Genomic DNA, 23,998 nt, shown 5'->3' with positions numbered 1-23,998 from the left:
TTCCAGACAAGCCATCCCACAGCGGAGGAGACCACAATGAATTTGCCCCTGAACAGCCTGCTTGATCGCAACGACACCACTGAAAACGCCCGCTACAACATGGTGCAGCAGCAAGTGCGTCCATGGAACGTGGATGACAACGGTGTGCTTGACGCGCTCTACACAGTGCGCCGTGAAGATTTCACGCCCCCCGCACACTACAGCCTGGCGTTCATGGACGTGGAAGTGCCATTGAGCGACGATGCGCTAGCCATCGAGCAGGGTCTGTGCATGTTTCAGCCCCGCGTAGAAGCGCGCATGATCAACGACCTGGAAGTGCAGCCCCACGAGCGCGTGCTGGAAATCGGCACCGGCTCTGGCTACAGCGCGGCCCTGCTGTCCAAGCTGGCCAAAGAAGTTGTGACGCTGGAAATCAATGCCGATCTGGCAGAGATGGCCCGTGAGAATTTGACCGATGCAGGCTGCACCAATGTCACCGTGCGTGTCGCTGATGGCTCTAAAGACACACTGCCTGAAGGTCCGTTTGATGTCATGTTGCTCAGCGGTTCGGTCGAAGTGCTGCCCAAAGAATTGCTCTCGCACCTCAAGGACGGCGGGCGACTGGGAGTCATCGTGGGCCAAAAACCCATCATGCGCTACACCGTGGTGAGCAAGCAAAACGGCACCATTACCACCACCGAGCCATGGGACATTGTCGCTCCTCGCCTGCAAGGCTTTGCCACCGCACCGCGTTTTGCGTTCTAAGTTTCAAGCCTGTTGACATCGCCGGAGAGATTTTTATGTTTTACCAAGTTCGCCCTTCCCTGCTGGATGAGTGGTTGGGCCAATTTGACGGTGGTGTCAGCAAACCGCTGGTACTGGATGTCCGTGAGAAATGGGAGTGCCAGGTGGCCAGCGTTGCACCCAGCGACAAATTTGAGCTGCTGTGCATCCCTATGGGGGAGATCACCTCGCGCCTCAATGAGCTCGATCCTGATCGCCCTGTTGCCTGCCTGTGTCACCACGGTGCCCGCAGCATGAGTGTGGCTGCGTATCTGGCACGCGCAGGCTTTGATGCGGTGGCCAACATCACCGGCGGCATTGCCGCCTGGTCAGATGAACGCGACCCGACCGTGCCGCAGTATTGAAGTTCGATTTCAAAAAAATGGCAGTCCAATGCTGCCGATGAGATTCTTGGAGAAGGTTTCCATGGCGTTTTCATTCGGGCAGCATCTCTCGTTTTCTGCGCACTGTGCACTGCGACAAGTCACACTCGCTGCGGTTGCAGTCTGTGCATGGACCAGCGCACCCGCTCAAAGCCTGGTGCAATTGACAGAACAAGCGCAAATCCATGACGCGGCCTGGCAAAGCGCTAGAGCGCAGCTGGATGCCAGCATCAGCAAGGGCGCGCAAGCCAAAGCGGGTTTATTGCCCCAAATAGGTATTCAGGCTGGCAGCCAGTACAGCGAAACCCGTGTGCGCGGCAACTTTCCTACAGTGCCGCTTGATGGCCGGCAAGACTCGGCCAGCCTGCAAGCCCAGCAGCCCTTGTATAACCCCGCCAATGTTGCCACCTACCGCCAAGGCCAGCGCAACGTTGATCTGGCGTATGCCCAAGTTGACGCCTCTGGCCAGGACTTGCTGGTGCGTTCTGCCAAAGCCTACTTCCAGGTGCTCTCTGCAATGGATACTCTGAGCCTGGTGCAGGCCCAGAAACGTGCCGTGGCCGAACAGCTTGAATACGCCAAGCGCAACTTTGAAATTGGCACGGCAACCGTCACTGATTCGCGCGAAGCTCAGGCCCGCTTTGATTTGGTCCGTGCCCAAGAAATTGCCTCAGAAAATGATGTCCGCGTTGCACAGGCAGCGCTGGAGCAACTGGTGGGCGTAGCCGGTGCCTCTCCCTGGCCACTGGCACAACCCGTGCACTTGCCACAGTTAACACCCAACGATTTACAAACCTGGCTAGACACGGCTGACGCGCAAAACCCCATGGTGCGACAAGCGCAAATAGCGGTGGACATGGCCAAGCTGGAAACCGACAAAGCCTATGCTGGTCACAAGCCCACGGTAGATTTGCAAGCCAGCTACGGCACACAGCGCAACCCCGATGGATCCATGACGCTGCCCCAGCGCAACAACTCCACCGCAGGCACCGTAGGCGTTGTCATGACCATTCCTTTGTTTGCCGGCTTTGCCGTACAGAACCGGGTCAAGGAAACTCTGTCGCTGGAAGAGAAGTCTCGCGCAGATCTGGAAGACGCCAAGCGCCAGGTTGCCCAAAGCGTGCGTACCGCTTTCTTCGGCGTGCAGTCCACCTACGGGCAGGTTCATGCACTGCAAGCCGCCGTGGCTTCAAGCCAGAGTGCTTTGGAGGCCAATGTGCTGGGCTATGAGGTAGGCGTGCGCATTAACATTGATGTGCTCAATGCCCAGAGCCAGCTTTACCAGTCGCAAAAAGACCTGGCACAAGCTCGCTACAACCTGCTTGTGGGCCACCTGCAGCTGCGCCAAGCAGCAGGCAATTTGCAGATGCAGGATGTGCACACCATCAATGAATTGCTCAGCCCTGCACAGATTGCAGCAGCGCCTGTGAGCAACAGCCTTATCAATAAATGAGCTATTAGCGCTTGCACAACAAGGACTTCAGATAGATATCACTTTGAAGTCCTTATACAGACTGCGTTAGACGCTCTCTTTCTTGTTAAGACGTTTTAGCCGCATAGACAGTGCCATTTAGACATTAGAGCTGAATATGCCGATCATGTAAGCTGTATTCAATGACTGAATTGAAAGCTCCTTCCCTGGAGCTTTCAAACGCATGGCGTGCTTACTTGATCAATTCCAGCATCTGCTTAAAAGCTGGGTGCTCGCAGCTGCGCAGCCACTCAAAGGCCACCATCTCCGTGGTCACCAGCTCTGCCCCAGAGCCAGCCAGGCGGTCAAAAGCAGCGTCACGGTTGCGTTCACTGCGTGAGCTGCACGCGTCGGTGACCACCCATACCTCCATCTCCTCTTCCAGCAGTTGCAACGCTGTTTGCATCAGGCAAACATGGGCTTCGCATCCTGCAATGATGATGGACGGACGCTCAGGCTCCGGCGCTTCCTGTGGCTTTTGCAAGTGCTTGGGCATGCTGCGTGCATTGCCCCCCTGCTGCTTGCGCACAGGTGGACGCAGCACATCGATCAGGCCTTCTTCGGCCGCGCTGAAACTCATCTTGGCAAAGGTTCTGTTGCACAAAGCGCGCAGATAGGGCGCGTTTGGCCCCAGCCGTGAGGGGTTTTGTTCTGTCGCCCAGACAGGCACTTGCATCATGTTGGCAATTTTGGCCAGCTTCACAGCATTGGCCAGTACCTGCGGCCCCTCAAAAATGGCAGGCATCAGCTTTTCTTGGTAGTCGATCAGCACCAATTGCGAATCATCGGCATCCAGCAGCATGTAGTTTTCCTAGAGTTTTCTCAAAGAAGGCATTGTCGCAGCGATCTGTGCAGCATGCCTTACAGCGCGCTTTACCTCAACTTGCCTGAGACAGATCAAAACGAGCCAATCAAATAGTAAAAGTCCACAACTAGATCACATTTGTAGGGCAATTTCAGCGCACAACGTCAGGCTCTCGTGATAACCTCCGTGCCCATGACTTGTAAATGGCTACTCGTTCTTGCCCTCGCCTGTGGAAGCGTGCAAGCAGCGCCCACTTCCAGTGAACCTCTTTCTCAGAATCGGCTGGCCGAAATTCTGAAAGAGCGCGGTCTCGGCTCCAATTTGCAGTCCATGGGGCAATCGGTCGCAACAAATACCTCTACCGTGATCAATACGGCCATGGGCATGATCGGTATTCCCTATCGCTTTGGTGGCACCAGCGCAGAGACAGGTTTTGATTGCAGCGGCTTTGTACGCGCCATCTACCAAGACACCATGGGCCATCTTTTGCCTCGCAAGGCCGATGACCAGGCCAAGGCCACCCAGAAAATCGATAAAAAAGAGCTCAAGCCGGGCGATCTGGTGTTCTTCAACACCATGCGCCGCACATTCAGCCATGTGGGCATTTATGTGGGTGACGGCCAGTTCATTCACTCCCCCAGCAAAGGCAAATCTGTGCGGGTAGAAAACATGAATACAAGCTATTGGGCCAAGCGCTTCAATGGTGCGCGCCGCGTTGACGTGGCAACGGCTGAGGCCACTGTACTGACAGGCAACGATATCTCGCCCTGACATAAAAAATATTTCGCCCAAGGCCTGCTCCATGCAGGCCTTTATTTTTATTTATTCTTTCTGCTCCCATGACTGACAAAGCTACACCCAAACCCAAACTGGTCCGCTGGATCATTGGCCTGCCAGTGGCACTTTTCGCCGTACTGATGCTGGGCAGCCAGCTTTTCTTCAATGCGTCCCCAGACAAAGAAGCGCAGTGGGTTGAGCGAGAAACCATCCGTTTGTGCTGGAAAGAGCGTGAAAAAGGCCCCAAGGAAAATACTCCGGCACAGTTCACCGAGGGTCAGTGTGAACAGCTGGAATTCGCCTTCAAAAACAAATGGGGCATCAACCCCTAAGCCTAAGGCCCTCCCAGGCGGGGCTGGCATAAAGCAGCACAGGGCAACGCACCCCAATACCGCTGGTCACACTCTGCCAGATACCGGCCGGTCTTCATCTCCAAGCCTGCAGCCTGAAAGCGGCACCATTACCGCTGCCCTTAACGCTTGGTCACTTGGCCCTTCGGATGGCCTGCGCTAAGGTTGCTAGACTGCACGGCATGCTTGCTACCCCTTTGCTCTGCCTGATTGTGGGTGTTTTTGACGGTCACACCCTGAGCGCACGTTGCCCTTTGCCAGATGCATTGCAGCTGCATCAGTCTGTGCAAGTACGCCTGCAAGGCGTCGATGCCCCACAGCCACAGCAGCCTTATGGCCCTGAGGCTCGCGAAGCTTTACGTGCAATGACTTTGGGCCAAACAGCCCAGCTGCGGTGCAGCAAAGTTGACCACCAACAGCACCGTGTGTGCTCTGTCTGGGTGGCTCCAGCGTCCGCCCCTGATGGCCCGCGTACGCTGGATGCAGGGCTGGCCATGCTGACCGTGGGACTGGCCCGGTGCTCTCATGCCGATGCTCAGGAGCAGTCACCGCAAGAACGCGGCCAGTATTCGTTTGCAGAACAAGAAGCGAAAGCACGCAAAGCGGGGCTGTGGCGCACCAATGGTGCGGTTGACCCGCCGGATTGCTGAACCCCGCGTTTTCGTTAATCAAGCACAACGCAATTGCGTCCTGCGACCTTGCCACGGTACATGGCCGCATCTGCACGGGCAATCACCGTTTCCACGGCTTCGCCGGCCCGATACAAAGTGGCACCCAGGGTGCAAGTCACCTGAAGATCTTTGTCGATCTTTTTCGACCATGGCAGAGACTCTGTGTGCGTGCGAATGCGCTCCAGCAGGACGCCAGCCTCACTCAATGTCGTGCCAGGCAACAGCAGCAAGAATTCTTCGCCACCGTAGCGGCCACCGCAATCCACAGCGCGCAATTGTGAAGACAGAAGCTGGCCAAAAGCCCGCAGTACCTGGTCACCGCCTTCATGTCCATAGCGATCGTTGACATGCTTGAAATAGTCAATATCCAGCAATGCAACGCACAGCGCAGAACCATCTCGCTGTGCGGTCTCAATGCACTGCTGCAACCGCTCCATGACGCCCCGCCTGTTCGCCAGCCCAGTCAATTCGTCATTGCGCATCAATTCTTCGATTTGTGTCAGTGCAATGGCCAGTTTCTCGTTGCTCGCACTGAGGCGAAATTGCATGCTGCGAAAGTACGTCACAAGAATGCTGCAACGCACGACAGCCCCGAACACAACCCCAATGGCCAGCAACTGCCCTGCCAGCGTATCGGTGGTCATGCGCATCTGGGGCCCCAGCCAGCAAATGATGACCGCTACGGCAATGAGCGTGCAGCCCCACGTCATCCAGAAGCTGGTGCGCCGTCGTGCAAGAAAGCCATCTGCACTGAAAACCATTAGCATCACCAGTGCTTGAAATGCAACCTGTGGAGCCGCAATCAGCAGACCCAGTGTTCCAATGATTGCGAGCAGCTGGTGCACAAGAAATAAGCCCGGATCTCGTCTGGTTTGGCTCCAGCCGCTGGCGTATGCCCAGGTGATAAATGCCATGCCAATGCCCACCCACAGGCCATACAGCAGCACAGCGTTCAAAGGTGCATAGCCTGCCCAGCTGTGTCCCAGGAAAAGTCCAAAGGCATACAGGTGGCTTAGCAGTACCGACGCATGCAACTGCCAGGTTCGACGGCGCCAACGCTTGAAGTGCAGTGCCTCATCCGTGAGTGGAGACGAAGATTCAGGCCCCCACAGCAAACGGTTGTTTTTTTTCTCGGTGGAAGTCTCGATCACAGGCATCAAAGCGCCCTATTTCTTATGGAGTACGGGAGGTGACTCGCGGCAGCTTCCGGGTTCTGTCAGGCCTACTGCTGTGACCCTGGCATCAATGCCGATATGGTAGCTCGGCTCTGTCACACGCTGCTGCCGCTTCCTGAATGCGCTGTAGTGTTATATCTGCGCTGGCCGCAGATTGCCCCGTAATTTCTGTCTTGCAGTGGTTGCCCGGAGGCAATGGTGATCAAAATACGCAAAATTTACAGTGAACAAAGAGAGCTGCCAGCGCTTGTGTAATAAGCTCTACATCCCTGATTTACCGAAAAGAAAGCACCTGTGAACAAATCTGAACTGATTGCCTACATTGCAAACAACGCCGACATGTCCAAAGCATCTGCTGCTCGCGCACTGGATGCAACCTTGGAGGTGGTCAAGGCCTCCCTGCAAAAGGGCGACACTGTGTCGCTGGTGGGCTTTGGCAGCTTTGGCGTAACGACACGTGCAGCGCGCAATGGCCGCAATCCACGTACCGGCGAGGCACTGAAGATCAAAGCAACCAAAGTGCCCAAGTTCAGCCCAGGCAAAGCATTAAAAGATGCAGTGAACTAAGAAAAACTAACTGCTAAACCAAGCCTGCTCAGACCGAGCAGGCTTTTTTTTCAAAAAACAGAAGGCATCGGTATTTACAGGCCTGCGAGCACCTTCCAAAACGTGGCTCCTTTTTTTGCCCATGTGCGTCCGACGCAGTGCCAAACCTCACCAGCATGGCTGCTGTTACGCACAGCGGCTTGCAGGTGCTGCAGCCATGCAAGCAAATACCTTTTCCGTGAAATTTTCCCGTGCTTGTGCACGATAACGACTTGATTTTTCCAGCGTATCTGTGCCGCGTTTGCAGTAGAGCCATCCGCACGCTTCCTTGTTGACAGGGAGCCCTGCCAGCGCTGCGAAGGCCTGCTGCGTAGCGCCGGTCAGGCAATTCGGGGTTTTGGGCGTTTTCCGGGGTCCTACAGGCAGTGCTACAGACCGCAAAATCACCCATAGCACCCAAGCACGCCGACACCGTTGCAAGTCTGGTACATACCCACGCATGTCCGCAGCGCTCTTGCTCAATGGGTAACAAAACGACGGATTCCCGCAGCTTTGAGAGAAACGTGTGCAAAAAGCACATCTTGTATGTATCCGTTCGATGCGCCGACAGTTAGCTAAGTCTCAGACTCACGCAATAAAACTCCTTGGAGCAAGGTCCTGACTGCTTGCTCGGCAATTTCGTCAGGGGAGTAAGCTCCTCCGCTGTCGTACCATTTGCCAATCCAGCTCAACGCACCACCAATCATGAAGGCCGTCATTTTTGGATCGCAAGGTGCCAAAAGGCCCTGCTGCACGCCTGCTTCCACCAAACGCCGAAATGCAAGATCAATTTGCGCCTTCATGCGGCGCAATGCCTTCCGACTCTCGGGAGGCAACTGTTCATCCCCGACCCTGATCAAGCACATGCCAAAGTCCATGGTGACGATGCGCGCGTAAACACGCATGCAAGCTTCCAGCTGATCCAACGCCGTTCCACCAGCCTGACGTGACACTTCAATGCCCTCTAACGTCATCTCCAGGCCCTGCCGCACACATTCAAGCAAGATCTGATCCTTACTTTTAACGTAGTAGTACAGCGTGGGTTTGCTCACACCCAATCGGGCTGCAATATCGTCCAATGAAGTGGCATGAAACCCTCTCTCATTAAACAGCTGGGCCGCCGTTGAAAGCACAGCCTGGCGCTTTGCCATGCGACTTTGCTCACGAGCAGAAAGGGCTTGCGACGAAGCAGAGCGCACGTTTATTTCAGTGAACTTCGACATGATAGGACGCCGTAAAAAAACAAAAGTCTACTCTTAGGTAAGCATCCATCAAATCATATTTATCAAGTCATCACACATGTCATTTATTTAAAATTCTTTTGCTTGACAGTGCCTTAAGGTTTTCACCGAATGGGTAAGCACTGATTACGAAAAATGCATATCTCCACAAAATCTACTCGCAAGTAGATAAATTTTGTGGAGCCTTCGCTTTCATGCAAACTCATCAAACCTCACAGGCCACGACATCGCCGCTGCTCAGTGTCAACGGTCTGACCTTGGCTTTTGGTGGCGTCAAAGCCCTGACCGGAGTTAGCTTCGATGTGCAGCCAGGCTCCATCACTGCGGTCATCGGCCCCAACGGGGCTGGCAAGACTTCGCTGTTCAACACCATCTCTGGCTTTTACAAACCCACAGAAGGCCGCATTGCCTTCAAAGGACAAGACATCACCCGGATCCCAGCGCCCCAGCGCGCCAAGAGGGGTTTGGGCCGCAGCTTCCAAAACATTGCTCTGTTTCGCGGCATGACGGTGCTCGACAACATCAAGCTGGGCCGCCATGCCCACCTGAAAACTAATGTGCTCGACGCGCTGTTCTACATAGGTAAGGCACGCCGCGAAGAAGCCGCGCTGCGCGCAGACATTGAAGAGCGCATCATCGATTTTCTAGAGATCGACCATATCCGCCATGCGCCCGTCGCGGCCCTCTCCTACGGATTGCAAAAGCGCGTGGAAATGGCCCGCGCGCTGGCCATGCAGCCCGAAATCCTCATGCTCGATGAGCCTGTCGCCGGCATGAATCGCGAAGAGACCGAAGACATGGCCCGCTTCATCCTCGATGTACGCACCGAATGGGATGTGACTGTGCTCATGGTCGAGCATGACATGGGCATGGTCATGGATCTGTCTGATCACGTGGTGGTCCTCAACTTTGGCCAGGTCATTGCACAAGGCTTGCCTTCTGACGTGCAAGGCAACCCCGAGGTCATCAAAGCCTATCTGGGCTCCGGCGATGTCCACGATCTGCGCCACAAATTCCACAGCACCGCAGGAGCCGCATGATGGATTGGGCCTATCTGTTTGAAATCAGCCTCACTGGCATTGCCAGCGGTGGTTTGTACGCCCTCGCAGCACTGGCCTTTGTGCTGGTCTACAAGGCCACGCGGGTGGTGAATATCGCCATTGGTGAAATGCTCATGATGGGGGCTTATCTGTTTTTCACCTTTGCCGCAATGTGGGCGCTGCCTTTGTGGCTTGCCATACCCGCAGCAGTGTTGGCCAGCGGTGTGCTAGGTGCAGTGATTGAGCGAACCATCATTCGCCCCCTGCTAGGTGAGCCCCCCATCTCGGTGTTCATGGTCACGGTGGGTCTGACCTCCGTGCTGATAGGCATTGTGGAAATGATCTGGACAGCCGATCAGCGTCGTCTACCGGACTTTATGCCCACCCAGCCCATCATGCTCGGTGAAGTTTTCCTCGCACCGAAGGTGTTTTGGGGCTCTGTAATTGCCGTGGTGTTCATCGCTACCGTGCTGCTGGTGTTCCGTTTCTGGCGCGGTGGTGTGGCACTGCGTGCCACCGCCAGCGATCAGGCTGCAGCCTACTCCGTAGGCATCAACGTGCCCCGCGTGTTCTCGCTCGCGTGGGTGGTCTCCGCCATGATTGCCGCTGTCTCAGGAATCATCGTCGGCTCCATCGGCGGCCTGTCCTCCAGCATGGGCGTGTTTGGTCTATCCGTACTCGTCGTCGTGATTGTGGGCGGCCTCGACAGCGTACTGGGTGCACTCATTGGCGGTCTGGTGATTGGACTAGTCGAAGCGCTGGCCGGGGCCTATCTGGGCGGTGAATACAAGTTGCTAGCCACCTTCATTGTGCTGGTGGTGATCTTGATGATCCGCCCGTATGGCCTGTTTGGTACACACGAAATCGAGCGGCTCTAAGCCCAGAACCAGAACCCAGGAGACACCGAGCCATGCGCATTGGAACGCTCAAAGAAAGTTATGTGGCAGATGCTGCCCTGTTTGACTCTCGCACACAAAAAGTCTGGCTGTGCCTTGCAGCCGCCCTGCTCATGCTCTTTCCCTTTTTGGCGACGGAATACTGGCTCTACATGGCCTGTCTGGTTGCCATCAATGTGGCCAGCGCCACCGGCTTGAACATCCTCACCGGTTACACCGGTCTGGTCAGTCTGGGGCAGGCTGCTTTCATGGGTTTGGGTGCCTATACAGTGGCTGTGCTGGAGACGCACTGGAGCACACCATTTTTGCTCAATCTGCTGGCAAGCGGCTTGGTCGCCATGGTTGGCGGCATCGTCGTTGGCATTCCTTCACTACGCGTCAAAGGGCTGTATCTGGCGATTGCCACCATTGCGGCCTCTTTCATTGCGCACTTTCTGTTCAGCAATATGAAGCTCACGGGCGGCACCACGGGGCTGTCGATCAACCCAGCCAGCTTGTTTGGCATGCCGCTGGACACCTCGTTCCGGCTGTATTGGCTGATTGTGCCCGTCACCATCCTGATGTTGCTTGGCGCAGCCAACCTGTTTCGCACACGCATTGGTCGCGCTTTTATCGCCATCCGTGATCGCGATATTTCGGCTGAAGTGCTGGGTATCCCACTGCTGCGCTACAAGCTGCTGTCGTTTGGCCTGTCATCGTTCTACGCTGGTGTCGCAGGCGGGATGTGGGCGTATTTTTTCCGTGTGGTCACACCAGAGAGCTTCCCGCTCTTGATGTCCATTTTCTTTCTCGCAGCCATCATCGTCGGAGGCATGGGCTCCATCCTCGGCGGCATCCTCGGCGCGGTCTTCATGACGATGGTGCCCGAGATACTCAAGCTGCTGGTGTCCGTGCTACCCGGTGGTACCGAACTGGCAGTTTTCCTCTCGCCCGTGCGCACTGTCATCTTCGGTTTACTGATCATCGGATTCTTGGTTTTTGAGCCCCATGGCCTGGCGGAAATCTGGCGCCGCATTCGCCGTTACTTCCACCTCTGGCCTTTCCGCAATTGAGTCCTCCGGCACTTTTCTGCCACAACAACCACCAGGAGACAAGCATGGAAAAAACTCTGATTTCTCAGCCCCGCCGCAGCATGCTGATGGCTGCTGCGTCAGTCGGTGCCAGCGCACTGGCCGCATCGCCCTTGAGTGTGCTGGCGCAAATCAACAAAGACATCGTCATTGGCGGCTCCATTCCCATGACAGGCGTATTTGCCTTTGCGGGCGTGGGCATCAACGCGGGAATTGCCGACTTTGTGAAGATGACCAATGATGCCGGTGGCGTAGAAGGTCGCAAGCTCAAATACGTTCCAGAAGACACAGGCTACAAGGTGGATGTCTCGGTTGCCACCTTCAAAAAACTCACAAGCCAGAACAAAATCAACCTCTACTACGGCGACTCCACCGGCTTTGCCAAAACCATCAACCCTGAGCTCAATCGCAACAGCAACATCTTGATGGCGGGCGCCTCATTTGCCACCGAGTTGAACAACCCCCAAAAATACCCCAATCAGTTTTTGGTCGGTCCTGATTACACCGAGATGTTCGGCATCTTGCTGCGTCACATTGCCAAGGAAAAACCGGGCGCCAAAGTGGCCTTCGTCTACTCGGACTCTGAGTTTGGCCGCGACCCCATTGAGAGCAGCGAAAAGCTCGCGAAGGAAATGGGTCTGAACGTGCCCATCAAGATCATGACGCCCGCTGGCAGCGTAGATATCTCCACCGAAGTCATCAAGCTGCGCCGTGCCGCGCCTGACTACACCATCTTCCACGGTTACATCCTTGCCCCCATTCCCGAGTTTGTGACTCAAGGCAAGCAAATGGGCATGACCAGCAAATGGATGGGCACCTTCTGGACCATGGATAACTCCACCGTCATGCAGATGGGTGAAAACGGTGACGGTTTCATGGGCGTTATGCCATTCCGCTACTACTACGACACCGAGAAGGCGCCGATGCTGGAGAAAATCCGCGCGATGCGCCCCGAGTACCAGAGCACGGCCTACATCCAGGGCTTTCTGGCCGCCATGCTATTCACTGAATCGGCGCGCCGCTGTCTGAAGACTGGCAAACCATTGACAGGGGCTAACCTCAAAGCTGCGCTCAACAGCCTGGAAAACTTTGATACCGGAGGCTTGATTGGTGTGCCCATCACCATCAAGGGCAACTCCATTCCTGTTGGCCGCGTCTACCGTGCGGACTTCAAGGCAAAAAAAATGCTCCCCGCTTCTGAATGGATTTCACTGGCGAAGTAACACCCGCCAGGCAGCGCACAGAGTGCACCTTCTGAGCTCCCTTGTTTACAAGCTTGATAACGCCATGCAGACCACCACAGACAACGTCCTCGAGATCAACAATATTGAAGTGATCTACAACAAGGTCGTACAGGCCCTGCGTGGTCTGTCCATAGCCGTGCCACGGGGCCAGATCGTGGCTCTGCTGGGCAGCAATGGCGCGGGAAAATCCACCACTCTCAAGGCCGCATCGGGTCTGCTGGAGCTGGAAGATGGTGTTCTGGAATCCGGCGCTATCCGCTTCAACGGGAAAGACATTGGCAGCACTGCGCCCCAGCAACTGGTGCGCCAAGGTCTATCGCATGTCATGGAAGGTCGGCGCGTGTTTGAAGATCTCACGGTCGAGGAGAACCTTATTGCCTCCACCTATGCGCTCACCGGCCGCACCAGCGCCAAAGCGCCCGACTTTGATCTCGTCTACACCTACTTTCCACGCCTGCACGAACGCCGCAAGGGATTGGCAGGCTACCTCTCTGGTGGAGAGCAGCAAATGCTGGCCATTGGCCGCGCACTGATTGCGCAACCCGAATTGATTTTGCTGGACGAACCCTCACTAGGCCTTTCCCCCAGGCTGGTGGAAGACATCTTCACCATCATTGCCCGCATCAATGCCGAGCACGGTACCTCCATGCTGCTGGTGGAGCAAAACGCCACCGTGGCTCTGGCGGTCGCTCACAGCGGTTACATCATGGAGAACGGAAAAATCGTCATCAACGGCAGCGCCGAAAAGCTCTCCAACGACCCCGATGTGCGCGAGTTTTATCTGGGCATGGGCGGTCATGGCGAGGCCAAAAGTTTCAAAGACATCAAGCAATACAAGCGGCGCAAACGCTGGTTGTCCTGAACGCTTTTGCACCCTGCTTTTCTTCATTTTTTGAATGCCGAGTGACTCCATGAACCCCACGCTGCAACTGCCCGAATCCACCCTGCCTCAAATGCTGCGTGAACGCGCTCGCAGCGACGCGCAGCGCGTTGCCATCCGGCAAAAAGACTTTGGGATCTGGAAACCCTTTACCTGGGCCAGCTACTACGAACGCGCCAGCCACTTTGGTATGGGCCTGCGCTGCATGGGCCTGAGCGCCGGCGGCCATGTCGGTGTGATTGCCGAAAACCGCATCGAGTGGGTGCTGGCACAAATGGGCACAGGCTTGATGGGCGGCCTCACTGTCGGCGTGTACCCAACCAGCCCCACGCCAGAAGTGGCGTACGTGGTGGGACATGCCGACATAGAAATCATGGTCTGCGAAGACCAGGAACAGACTGACAAACTGCTCCAAGCGTGGCCGGAGCTGCCCAAGCTGCGCAAGATCATCGTCATGGAGACCAAAGGCCTGCGCAGCTTCACACCCGAGCAGCGCGCGCACATTCTGACTTTTGCCGAAGTCGAGCAACTGGGGGCACGCCAAGGCCAGTCCACATGGATCGACCAAGCTCTGCAAACGCAAACACTGGACGATCTGGGTCTGATGATCTACACCTCCGGATCCACGGGCAAACCCAAGGGTGCGATGATTTCGTACCGCAACATTCGCGGCGTGGTGCCAGGCATTGTGGAGCGACTGCACATGCACGCAGACACCACCCACCTGTCCTACCTGCCGCTGTGCCACGTGGCCGAGCAAATGCTCACCACGTTCTGCCCCATCTATCTCGGCTCACAAGTGCACTTTGGTGAATCTATTCGCACCGTGCAGGAAGATTTGCGCGAGATTGCCCCTAGCATGTTTTTGGGCGTCCCACGCATCTGGGAAAAGCTGCACGCTTCCATCACCATCAAGCTGCAGGAAGCCGGCAGCGTCCGCCAGCGCCTGTTCGAGCGCGCCTTTGCAGCCTGCACGCCCTTGGCCGAAAAGCCGCGCAGCCAATGGAGCCTGGGCCAGCGCCTGCGCTTTGGCATGCACTATTGGTTGATTTTGCGTTCGCTGCAAAACTTCATTGGCCTGCGCGAAGCCACCGTGGCGCTCACAGGAGCAGCGCCCATCCCCCCCGATGTGGTGCGTTTCTTCCGCGTGATTGGTGTGCCACTGATTGAGGTGTACGGCCTGACAGAATCGACCGGTATGGTCACCGGCCACGAACTGCACCATGTGCAAGTGGGCACCGTAGGCATTCCCATACGAGGTGTCACGCACCGCATTGACACGGTGACAGGCGAATTTCAAATTCAGGGCGACATGGTCTTTGTGGGCTACTACAAGAACCCTGAAGCAACAGCCCAGACCTTGCAGGACGGCTGGCTGCACACCGGCGACGTGGTGCGTGAAGTCAATGGGCAGCTGCAAATCGTGGACCGACTGAAAGACATCATGATCACTGCAGGTGGCAAGAACCTTACGCCATCCGAGATAGAAAACACCATGAAAGGCAGCCCCTACATCAAGGAATGCATCGTAGTGGCAGACGGACGCAAGTTCGTCAGTGCACTCGTCCAAATCGACTACGAAACCGTGGGCAAATGGGCGGAAACCCAGCGTATTGCCTTCACACACTTTCGTTCACTGGTCGAGAACGAACGCGTACAACAGCTCATCACAACTGTCATCGACCAAGGCAACGCACGTCTGGCGCAAGTGTCGCAAATTCGCAAATTCCATCTGCTGACCAAAGAGCTGGATCACGACGACGGGGAAGTCACGGCGACGATGAAAGTGCGCCGCTCCAGCATTTACAAAACCTATGCCAATGAGATTGATGCGCTGTATCAGCGAACCTGAAACAGACAAAGTTGTCCTGCCTAACAATTTAAAAACAAAGCTAGCCCCCTAAAAAACACAAAACTTGGAAGCAAACATAAGCAGGGATTTGACTATGGCTTATGGCTTATGGCTTATGGCTTATGGCTTATGGCTTATGGCTTATGGCTTATGGCTTCTATTTTTACCAAACTGAAACATAACGGTATGAGCGAACAAACTTCCCAACCCATACACATCGAGCAACAGCAAGGTGTCGCCACAATCACCTTCAACCGCCCCAGCGCACTCAACGCTATCAACGTGCCCATGGCCCAAGCCCTGCTACAAGCCGTTCAGCAACTCACACAAGACGCCAGTGTGCGCTGCATCGTGCTGCGCGGCGAAGGCCGCGCCTTCATGGCGGGCGGCGATCTTGCAGCTCTGCAAGCCAACCCAGAACAGGCTGCCCAAGACCTTATTGCCCCATTGCACATGGCAGTTACGCTGCTAGCAAGCGGCAACGCCCCAGTCATCGCACAAGTACAGGGGGCAGCAGCAGGGGCTGGTCTGTCTTTGATGCTGCACGCCGACATGGTGCTTGCGGCAGAAGGTACGCAATTCAATATGGCATACACCAAACTCGGCGCCAGCTGTGATGTTGGAGCCTCTTGGACCTTGCCACGTCTCGTGGGTTTACGCCATGCGCTGGAAATTGCACTTCTCAGCGAACCACTGAACACTGAGCAAGCACTGCGTCTCGGGCTTATCAACCGCGTTCTGCCAATTTCAGATCTGCCGTCTGCAGTCATGCGGCTGGCCAAACAGCTAGCCAACGGTCCCACACAAGCGTATGGCCAGATTCGGCGTCTGATGAGAGTCAGCTTTGATCAAGATTTGCACACTCAGCTCAATGCCGAAGCACAGGCCTTTCTTCAATGCACAAGAACAGCCGATTTCTCTTGTGGAATCAACGCATTTTTCAACAAATCACCCGCTGCTTTTTCAGGCAAATAAAGCGTGAGCGGCTTCGAGGCTTAGATACAGCACGGATGCACAGTCATTCAGTACGAGCCAGATCCAGCTCTGTAAATGACGGCGTTGATCCAGTTGAAATAGCTGCATGTCTCAGGCAACGCTGAACCCAGGCCGGACCATTCAGGACAGCTGCAGCACCCGCAGACTCCAGCCACCGCAGGCACGGCGTAATCCACAAAAACTGCAGCCGCCACTCGGCGGACTACTTCTTAGCAAAGCTACCCTGTATCACATCGCTTGATATTTGGCTTCTTGCTTCGCCCCCAATCAGACACGCCCCCCTGCGCGCTGACATAATCCTGCTAGATATCCAGCAGGCTGTCATCACGTACAGAGTGCTAACCGGAAGACAGCTCTTTTTCCAGCTCAGACTCTCGCCTTGTCTTCCATTCTGCGGCCAGTGCACGCTCACAGAATGTTTGAGATTCAGGAAAGACGGTTTTGCCCTTCTCCTGACGCCGTATCTGCGCTGTATAGAAAATTGCTCAATCTGCCTTCTTGCGCGCTGCAATGCTTATAGATTGCAACAAGGCTTTTCGTGAAGCTGCATCGTAGCAGCGAGACATTCAAAATGTATAGAAATGTGCTGAAACGCGTTTAAAAAGCAACCACTGCGTGACAGCAAAAAACTCAATGAATTCAAGCACAAACGCTAACAATCAAGCAATTACAAGTCCTTGGCGCATGTCCGTTGCGCCCATGCTGGACTGGACTGACCGGCATTGTCGCTACCTGCACCGCCTGCTGAGCCAGCACACCCTGCTGTACACCGAGATGATCACCACCGGCGCCCTGCTGCACGGTGATGTACCGCGCCACCTGCGCTTTAACCAGGAAGAGCACCCGCTGGCGCTGCAACTGGGTGGCAGCGAACCTGCCGATTTGGCCAAGGCAGCCAAGATGGGACAGGACTGGGGATACGACGAAATCAACCTCAACTGCGGCTGCCCCAGCGAGCGGGTACAGCGCGGTGCATTCGGTGCCTGCCTGATGCGAGAGGCTGATTTGGTGGCCGATGGCGTCAAGGCCATGCGCGATGTGGTGGACATTGCCGTCACCGTCAAGCACCGCATTGGTATCGACAAAATTGAGACCTATGACTTTGTGCGCGATTTTGTCGGCACCGTGGCCGATGCCGGCTGCAACGTCTTCATCGTGCATGCCCGCAATGCATGGCTGCAAGGGCTGAGCCCCAAAGAAAACCGTGACATTCCACCGCTGCGCTATGACGTGGTGGCCCAGCTCAAGCGAGATTTTCCGCACCTGACGATTGCCATCAATGGCGGCATCAAAACCGATGACGTTGTGCAAGAGCAGCTGCAGCAGGTAGATGGCGTGATGATTGGGCGCGAGGCCTATCACAACCCCTGGTGGCTGTCCCGCTGGGACGAGCTGTACTTTGGTGGCGCACCCTCACAGCTGACGCACGCGGGTGTAGAACAGGCCATGGTGGCCTATATGGAGCGTGAAGCGCGCGAGCACGGCACGCACTGGTACGCCATTGCCCGCCATATGCTGGGTTTGCGCCATGGTCTGCCAGGCGCGCGCCGCTGGCGCCAGGTGTGGAGCGACCACCGCCTCAAGCACCTTCCGGCCAGCGAAGTGGCCGCCATTGCCAGCACACGACCAGACGGTGCTGTACCAGAATAATTCACATTTACAAAAACATAGCTACTAACGCTTTCAGCTCCTTGATTTCAGATACAAAAGTATTCAAGAACAATGCTGCATCAGCGTTAGCAGCTACTTTTTTAAATATTTAAAAAATAAAGGAGCGCACAACGACCAGTTTGCGCCATTGACAGAAGTTGCCTAACAGCAGAACAGGCAGTGCGTGCGCCCACCTGTCGCCGCAGCGACTGGATATGGAGAATAATCGTTTCCTTTCGTCGGGCACATGCTGCTATATTGCACCGCAACATAAAGAGAAATATCCCCTGCCATGCTCTACCAGCTCTATGAAACCCAGCGCGCATTGATTGAGCCATTTGCAGACTTTGCACAGGCTACGGCCAAGCTCTACACCAGCCCCCTGCTGCCGTTGTCCCAAAACCCCTTTTCTCAGCGCATCTCGGCAGGCTTTGATCTGTTTTACCGTCTGGGCAAGGGCTATGAAAAGCCCGCATTTGGTATCACCAGCGTGCCTGTCCAGGGGGTGAACGTCACCATCATGGAACGCGTAGAGATGGACAAGCCGTTTTGCGAGCTGCGTCGCTTCAAACGTTTTTCCGACGACTCCCAAACGCTGGACAAATTGCTGGCCCAGCCGCCGGTGCTGGTTGTGGCACCCCTGTCTGGTCACTACGCCACGCTGCTGCGCGATACCGTGCGCAGTCTGCTCGGTGACCACAAAGTGTTCATTACCGACTGGAAAAATGCGCGGCTGGTGCCAATGGCCGATGGTGAATTTCATCTGGATGACTACATCAACTACGTCCAGGATTTCATCCGTTATCTGCAAAAGCAATACGGCAACTGCCACGTCATCAGCGTATGCCAGCCTACGGTGCCTGTGCTGGCAGCCATTTCACTCATGGCCAGCCGGGGCGAGAAAACGCCGCTGTCCATGACCATGATGGGTGGCCCGATTGATGCGCGCTCATCGCCCACATCGGTCAACAACCTCGCCACCCAGCGCAGCTTTGAGTGGTTTGAGAACAATGTGATCTATCGCGTGCCCGACAGCTACCCAGGTGCTGGCCGCCGTGTCTACCCCGGTTTTCTGCAATACACCGGTTTTGTGGCCATGAATCCAGACCGCCACGCCAGCAGCCACTACGACTATTTCAAGGATCTGGTCAAAGGTGACGACGCCAGCGCCGAACAGCACCGCAAGTTCTACGACGAATACAACGCCGTGCTGGACATGGATGCCGACTATTACCTGGAGACCATTCAAACCGTGTTCCAGGACTTCAAGCTGGTCAACGGCACATGGGATGTGCGTTCGCCAGAAGGTCAGCTCGAGCGCGTCAAGCCACAAGACATTCAGACCACCGCCTTGTTCACCGTAGAAGGCGAGCTGGACGACATTTCTGGCGCAGGCCAGACCCGCGCGGCGCAAGACCTGTGTGCGCAAATTCCGGCCAGCAGCCGTCAGCACCTAGAAGTGCAAGGTGCCGGACACTACGGCATCTTCAGCGGCCGCCGCTGGCGCGAAGTGGTCTACCCCCAGGTGCGTGACTTTATTTTGTCCCACCATCCCCAGGCCAGTGTCAACCGTGCGCCTGAAGATGACGGGGAATTGGCCAGCGCTCACAGCACGACTGCACAAGTTGCGCCAGACTTGGCACCCACGAAAAATACGCCAGCCAAGGCAGCGCCACCTCTAGCCAAGCAGCGCCGCCGCGGTTGACACCCCCAGCATGCCTGAGTTTCAGACCAAGCCAGCCCTGACCGGACTGGCTTTTTCCATTGATGCCGCCCTGCCGCAAACGCAATGCACGCGCTGCGGCTACCCTGACTGCGCCAGCTACGCCCAGGCGATTGCGCACGAAGGCGCCCCCATCAACCAGTGCCCGCCAGGCGGTGCTCAGGGCATTGCACGTCTGGCCGCCATCACTGGCCAGCCCGTCGCCCCGCTCAACACAAAATTTGGCATTGAAGGCCCGCTCACGCTGGCGCGCATTGACGAGAACTGGTGCATTGGCTGCACGCTGTGCATCAAAGCGTGCCCCACCGATGCCATCCTGGGCGCCAACAAGCAAATGCACACCGTCATCGCCCAGCACTGCACGGGCTGTGAGCTGTGCATACCTGTGTGCCCCGTCGACTGCATTGAGCTGGATGTGGTCAGCGACGAGCGCACGGGCTGGGATGCCTGGTCTGCCCAGCTGGCCGAACATGCCAAAGCTCGTTATGCCGTGCACCAGGCACGCGCACAAAGCACAGACGCCGAGCCTGCCAATGCACAGGCCACCGCACCTGCGCCCGTGGTGGTGCCCGACAAAAAAGCCGCTATTGCAGCGGCTTTGGCCAAGGCGCGGGGCTTGCGCCAGAGCTGAAACTTAAAACTGCAACCCAGCGTTACAGTCCCGCAAGCTTGCCGCTAACCAGCAAAACTCTTGTAGACGCCGCAGCCCAGATACACCCCATCTTGCTTGCACACATACGACATCTTGGCCTGCACTTTGCCTAGGACGGGGTTGGTGAAGTCGTACTCCACCCATCCCGGCCCATGTTCAGCCTGCGCCACGATAGCGTCGAGCAACGCATTGCCATCCACTCCCTGCACGTCCTGGACACGGCTGCCGCACTTTGCTGCATTGCCGCCAAACGCCAGATAGCGTCCCGCGCTGTCCAGCACAAAAACGTACATATCACGGTCATGAAAGGGCTGCTGCGGATCACTCAGCGCTTTCAGGTACTGCTGCAGCGGCATGCCCATGCGTCGCAGCGCCACAGCGCGCTCAACCAGAGCCACCGCCTCAACCGCCGTGCCTTGCTGCAAGCGAAAGCGCTCCACAGCTTCAGACAGTGTGGCCGCGCGCAACTCCAGCGCCTGCGCTTCCTGTACCACGTTGCGCACCATCAGCGCATTCTCCTGCGTCACCTGGTCTATGCCATGCACCGCCAGATTGATCTGCTGCAAACCCGTCCCCTGACTGTTGCCTGACTCAGAAATAGCTTCTACGTGCCCGGCCACGCTGCGTATGCCGTCTGCCACCTGCTGCATGCCCTCGCCCGCCTGGCGAATCAGCCGCGTACTGCTGGCCACTTGCTGCACCGACTCTTCGATGAGCAGACGGATTTCTTTGGACGCCTCAGAAGAACGCTGCGCCAGACTGCGCACTTCCGAAGCGACCACGGCAAAACCTCTGCCCTGCTCTCCGGCACGTGCCGCTTCTACCGCGGCATTGAGCGCCAAAATATTGGTCTGAAAAGCAATGCCATCAATCACAGCAATGATCTCGGACATGCGCCCCGCCCCACGCTCAATGGCTTCTACGGAGTGCACGGCCTGGTCCATCACGCCGCTGCCTTGCTCCACCACCTTGCGCAGCTGTGTGGTGTAGCGGTCGGCCGCCACCGCCGCTTCCGCACTGTTTTGCACCACGGCGGTCACCTGCTCCACGCTCACCACCGTCTGGGCCACATTGGTCGCCTGCAACTCGGTGCGTTCTGCCAAAGCACGGTTGTCCTGCGTCAGCGTATGCCCTGCCTGCGTGACCAGCGCTGCATTGCTGCGAATCTCCGCCACCATGCTCGACAGCGCCACCACCATGCTATCGAGCAGCCGCGCCATGTCTGCCAGCTCATCAGAACCTGTCGCGGTGATGCGATGTGTCAGATTGCCTTGCGCAGCCTGCTCCATGGCGCAAAGCAGACGCACGATCTCATACGACATATTGCGATAAACGCCATACAGCACATACACAAAACACAGTGCGCCAGCCACCGCAATGGCCAGCTGCACATCTGCAGCCACCGAGGCATAGGAAGCTGCCCAGATAGCGCCCATCGACAGCAGGCCAATGATTGCCACACACGACAACTTCCAGCCCAGTTTGCAGCGCCTGAGTACCCAAAGCATCGGTTTTTGCATGGAACGGCCCCTCACCTTTTCAAAATGTATCAAAAGGTTTGTACCGCGCAAGCTCGACCGATGGTCCTAGGCCTTGTACTAAGCGCCCGTGTAATACCCCAGCAAGCAAGGGCTGCTGGCATGCACATTCAACATCAAGACCCCAAACATCGCGCATAAAGCGCCATTGCATGCGCAATCTCACCGCATAATATTTGCACCATGAATCCCCTGCTTCAACACCTTCAGCCGTACCCGTTTGAGCGGCTGCGCCAACTTTTTGCGGGTGTTACCCCACCTTCTTCACTGCACCACATCAGTCTGGGTATTGGAGAGCCGCGCCATGAGACGCCGGAATTCATCAAAACCAGCTTGACAGCCAACCTGACAGGGCTGGCCAACTACCCCGCCACCGCAGGTGATGTGCGTCTTCGTCAGGCTTGCAGTGACTGGATGCAGCGCCGTTACGGTATCTCGGTAGATGCCGCAACCCAGGTTTTGCCCGTCAATGGCTCCCGCGAGGCCTTGTTCTCGTTTGCACAAACCATTGTTGAACCGACGCAGGCCGGCGCCACGGTGCTCTGCCCCAACCCCTTCTATCAAATCTATGAAGGTGCCACGCTGCTGGCGGGTGCGCAGCCGTACTTTGTCTCCAGCGACCCTGCGCGCAACTTTGCCGTGGACTGGGACAGCGTGCCTGCCGATGTCTGGGCCAAGACGCAGCTGATGTTTGTCTGCTCTCCGGGCAACCCGACCGGTGCGGTCATGCCGCTAGATGAGTGGAAAAAACTGTTTGACCTGTCGGACCGCCATGGCTTTGTCATCGCCTCTGACGAGTGCTACAGCGAAATTTATTTCCGTGACGAAGCACCACTGGGTGGTCTGCAGGCTGCCGTCAAACTGGGCCGCAGCGATTTTCGCAACCTGGTGGCCTTTACCAGCCTTTCCAAGCGCAGCAATGTACCGGGCTTGCGCAGCGGTTTCGTAGCCGGAGATGCGCAGCTGCTCAAATCCTTCCTGCTCTACCGCACCTACCACGGTGGCGCCATGGGGCTGCCCATTCAGCACGCATCGATTGCGGCCTGGTCCGACGAAAGCCATGTCGAGCACAACCGGGCGCTGTACAAAGAAAAGTTTGCCGCCGTCATGCCCATTTTGGAGCCCGTGATGGATGTGCGCCTGCCCGATGCGGGCTTTTACCTGTGGCCACGCATTCCAGATGCTCTGGGCATGAACGAAACAGAATTTGCCCGTGCACTCTTTGCACAGAGCCATGTCACTGTATTACCGGGCAGCTACCTGGCTCGTAATATGCTGGGGCATAACCCGGGCGCACAGCGAGTGCGTCTGGCTCTGGTGGCTGAGACACAGGAATGTGTTGAAGCTGCGCTGCGCATCAAAGATTTCATTGAGAAAAACGTCAAGTAAAGATAGCTATGACCCAACAACTGCAACAAATCATCGACACCGCATGGGAAAACCGTGCAGACATCTCGGCCAAGTCCGCCCCCAAAGAAGTGGCTGAGGCTGTGGAACATGCCTTGAACGAACTCAACAACGGCAAGCTGCGCGTGGCCAGCCGTGAAGGTGTCGGCCAGTGGACCGTGCACCAGTGGCTCAAGAAGGCCGTGCTGCTGTCGTTCCGCCTCAATGACAACAAGCTGATGCAAGCGGGTGACCTGAACTTCTTTGACAAGGTTCCCACCAAGTACGAAGGCATGAGCGAAGCTGAAATCGCCGCAACGGGCGTGCGTGTCGTGCCACCCGCAGTGGCTCGCCGTGGCTCCTTCATTGCCAAGGGCGCCATCCTGATGCCTTCCTACGTCAACATCGGCGCTTATGTCGATGAAGGCACCATGGTAGATACATGGGCTACCGTCGGCTCTTGCGCGCAAGTGGGCAAGAACGTGCACCTGTCCGGCGGCGTCGGCCTGGGTGGCGTGCTGGAGCCCCTGCAAGCCAACCCCACCATCATTGAAGACAACTGCTTTATCGGCGCACGCTCTGAAGTGGTGGAAGGCGTGATCGTGGAAGAAAACTCCGTGATCTCCATGGGCGTCTACATCGGCCAGTCCACCCCCATTTTCAACCGCGAAACCGGCACCATCACGTACGGTCGCGTGCCTGCAGGCTCCGTGGTGGTCAGCGGCAACCTGCCCAAGAAGACCAAAGACGGCAAGGACTACAGCATGTACGCGGCCATCATCGTCAAAACGGTGGATGCCAAGACACGCTCCACCACCAGCCTCAATGACCTGCTGCGCGATTGAACCTCG

The 23,998-nt window shown here is 56.5% G+C and carries 23 protein-coding genes; 19 read left to right on the top strand and 4 right to left on the bottom strand.

The genetic code is table 11. The features are described from left to right. The first annotated feature begins 36 nt into the window (after positions 1–36). The 3 genes from H9646_RS15950 (at position 37) to H9646_RS15940 (ending at position 2,598) form a co-directional block, all read left to right on the top strand. On the top strand, positions 37–744 hold the full coding sequence (locus H9646_RS15950) for a protein-L-isoaspartate O-methyltransferase family protein (protein WP_191724377.1): 708 nt from the start codon (positions 37–39) through the stop codon (positions 742–744). Positions 745–779: 35 nt separating this feature from the next. Next, the gene (locus H9646_RS15945; RefSeq protein WP_191724376.1) at positions 780–1,127 is read left to right on the top strand and encodes a rhodanese-like domain-containing protein; all 348 of its coding nucleotides are present in this window, start codon (positions 780–782) and stop codon (positions 1,125–1,127) included. Positions 1,128–1,188: 61 nt separating this feature from the next. After that, on the top strand, positions 1,189–2,598 hold the full coding sequence (locus tag H9646_RS15940) for a TolC family outer membrane protein (protein ID WP_191724375.1): 1,410 nt from the start codon (positions 1,189–1,191) through the stop codon (positions 2,596–2,598). A gap of 211 nt (positions 2,599–2,809) precedes the next feature. On the opposite strand, the gene H9646_RS15935 is transcribed toward H9646_RS15940, so the two are convergent. Continuing rightward, a complete protein-coding gene (locus tag H9646_RS15935) occupies positions 2,810–3,418 on the bottom strand; it encodes an isochorismatase family protein (protein WP_191724374.1) in 609 nt (202 codons plus the stop codon). 195 nt (positions 3,419–3,613) lie between these two features. Between H9646_RS15935 and H9646_RS15930 the strand changes: the two genes are divergently transcribed. The 3 genes from H9646_RS15930 to H9646_RS15920 all read left to right on the top strand — a co-directional run bounded on the left by H9646_RS15930 (position 3,614) and on the right by H9646_RS15920 (position 5,198). Beyond that, complete coding sequence (locus H9646_RS15930; protein ID WP_191724428.1) at positions 3,614–4,192, top strand: C40 family peptidase; 579 nt, start codon at positions 3,614–3,616, stop codon at positions 4,190–4,192. Positions 4,193–4,260: 68 nt separating this feature from the next. Next, positions 4,261–4,530: a hypothetical protein gene (locus tag H9646_RS15925; RefSeq protein ID WP_191724373.1), complete on the top strand. Its 270-nt coding sequence runs from the start codon at positions 4,261–4,263 to the stop codon at positions 4,528–4,530. Between the two features lie 200 nt (positions 4,531–4,730). Continuing rightward, on the top strand, positions 4,731–5,198 hold the full coding sequence (locus H9646_RS15920) for a thermonuclease family protein (RefSeq protein ID WP_191724372.1): 468 nt from the start codon (positions 4,731–4,733) through the stop codon (positions 5,196–5,198). Positions 5,199–5,212: 14 nt separating this feature from the next. Here H9646_RS15920 and H9646_RS15915 read toward each other — a convergent pair whose 3' ends face one another. After that, complete coding sequence (locus tag H9646_RS15915) at positions 5,213–6,376, bottom strand: GGDEF domain-containing protein (protein ID WP_191724371.1); 1,164 nt, start codon at positions 6,374–6,376, stop codon at positions 5,213–5,215. Positions 6,377–6,688: 312 nt separating this feature from the next. Between H9646_RS15915 and H9646_RS15910 the strand changes: the two genes are divergently transcribed. Next, positions 6,689–6,961 carry an HU family DNA-binding protein gene (locus H9646_RS15910; protein WP_191724370.1) on the top strand — a complete coding sequence of 91 codons (273 nt, stop codon included), beginning with the start codon at positions 6,689–6,691 and terminating at the stop codon, positions 6,959–6,961. Between the two features lie 593 nt (positions 6,962–7,554). Here the strand turns inward: H9646_RS15910 and H9646_RS15905 are convergent. Next, entirely contained in the window at positions 7,555–8,202 is a 648-nt protein-coding gene (locus H9646_RS15905; protein WP_191724369.1) for a TetR/AcrR family transcriptional regulator, read from the bottom strand. Between the two features lie 212 nt (positions 8,203–8,414). Here H9646_RS15905 and H9646_RS15900 point away from each other — a divergent pair, with 212 nt between their 5' ends. The 10 genes from H9646_RS15900 to H9646_RS15855 all read left to right on the top strand — a co-directional run bounded on the left by H9646_RS15900 (position 8,415) and on the right by H9646_RS15855 (position 20,202). After that, positions 8,415–9,260, top strand: coding sequence for an ABC transporter ATP-binding protein (locus tag H9646_RS15900; protein ID WP_191724368.1), 846 nt, complete (start codon positions 8,415–8,417; stop codon positions 9,258–9,260). After that, positions 9,257–10,138, top strand: a complete 882-nt coding sequence (locus H9646_RS15895; RefSeq protein ID WP_191724367.1) for a branched-chain amino acid ABC transporter permease — start codon at positions 9,257–9,259, stop codon at positions 10,136–10,138. Before H9646_RS15900 ends, H9646_RS15895 begins: the two co-directional genes overlap by 4 nt. A 32-nt stretch (positions 10,139–10,170) precedes the next feature. Beyond that, a complete protein-coding gene (locus H9646_RS15890) occupies positions 10,171–11,208 on the top strand; it encodes a branched-chain amino acid ABC transporter permease (protein ID WP_191724366.1) in 1,038 nt (345 codons plus the stop codon). Positions 11,209–11,252: 44 nt separating this feature from the next. Continuing rightward, positions 11,253–12,449, top strand: coding sequence for an ABC transporter substrate-binding protein (locus tag H9646_RS15885; RefSeq protein WP_191724365.1), 1,197 nt, complete (start codon positions 11,253–11,255; stop codon positions 12,447–12,449). 64 nt (positions 12,450–12,513) lie between these two features. Then, positions 12,514–13,332 (top strand): ABC transporter ATP-binding protein, encoded by an 819-nt coding sequence (locus H9646_RS15880; protein WP_191724364.1) that lies wholly within the window; start codon positions 12,514–12,516, stop codon positions 13,330–13,332. A gap of 49 nt (positions 13,333–13,381) precedes the next feature. Next, positions 13,382–15,202: an AMP-dependent synthetase/ligase gene (locus H9646_RS15875; RefSeq protein WP_191724363.1), complete on the top strand. Its 1,821-nt coding sequence runs from the start codon at positions 13,382–13,384 to the stop codon at positions 15,200–15,202. A gap of 186 nt (positions 15,203–15,388) precedes the next feature. Beyond that, a complete protein-coding gene (locus H9646_RS15870) occupies positions 15,389–16,177 on the top strand; it encodes an enoyl-CoA hydratase/isomerase family protein (RefSeq protein ID WP_191724362.1) in 789 nt (262 codons plus the stop codon). A gap of 654 nt (positions 16,178–16,831) precedes the next feature. Continuing rightward, entirely contained in the window at positions 16,832–17,848 is a 1,017-nt protein-coding gene (dusA, locus tag H9646_RS15865; RefSeq protein WP_191724361.1) for a tRNA dihydrouridine(20/20a) synthase DusA, read from the top strand. 292 nt (positions 17,849–18,140) lie between these two features. Further along, on the top strand, positions 18,141–19,553 hold the full coding sequence (locus H9646_RS15860) for a polyhydroxyalkanoate depolymerase (protein WP_191724360.1): 1,413 nt from the start codon (positions 18,141–18,143) through the stop codon (positions 19,551–19,553). A gap of 10 nt (positions 19,554–19,563) precedes the next feature. Then, positions 19,564–20,202, top strand: coding sequence for an RnfABCDGE type electron transport complex subunit B (locus tag H9646_RS15855; protein WP_191724359.1), 639 nt, complete (start codon positions 19,564–19,566; stop codon positions 20,200–20,202). A gap of 44 nt (positions 20,203–20,246) precedes the next feature. On the opposite strand, the gene H9646_RS15850 is transcribed toward H9646_RS15855, so the two are convergent. Next, on the bottom strand, positions 20,247–21,683 hold the full coding sequence (locus tag H9646_RS15850) for a methyl-accepting chemotaxis protein (protein ID WP_404813109.1): 1,437 nt from the start codon (positions 21,681–21,683) through the stop codon (positions 20,247–20,249). 261 nt (positions 21,684–21,944) lie between these two features. Here H9646_RS15850 and dapC point away from each other — a divergent pair, with 261 nt between their 5' ends. Both dapC and dapD read left to right on the top strand, forming a co-directional pair. After that, the gene (dapC, locus tag H9646_RS15845; RefSeq protein ID WP_191724357.1) at positions 21,945–23,150 is read left to right on the top strand and encodes a succinyldiaminopimelate transaminase; all 1,206 of its coding nucleotides are present in this window, start codon (positions 21,945–21,947) and stop codon (positions 23,148–23,150) included. An 8-nt stretch (positions 23,151–23,158) separates the two neighbouring features. Further along, positions 23,159–23,992, top strand: coding sequence for a 2,3,4,5-tetrahydropyridine-2,6-dicarboxylate N-succinyltransferase (gene dapD / locus H9646_RS15840; protein ID WP_191724356.1), 834 nt, complete (start codon positions 23,159–23,161; stop codon positions 23,990–23,992). Positions 23,993–23,998: the final 6 nt, after the last annotated feature.

This window comes from Comamonas avium (assembly GCF_014836675.1).
GTDB classification, from domain to species: Bacteria; Pseudomonadota; Gammaproteobacteria; order Burkholderiales; family Burkholderiaceae_C; genus Comamonas; species Comamonas avium.
The sequence above is the reverse complement of the archived record's forward strand: the minus strand, read 5'-3'. Positions and strand labels throughout refer to the sequence as shown.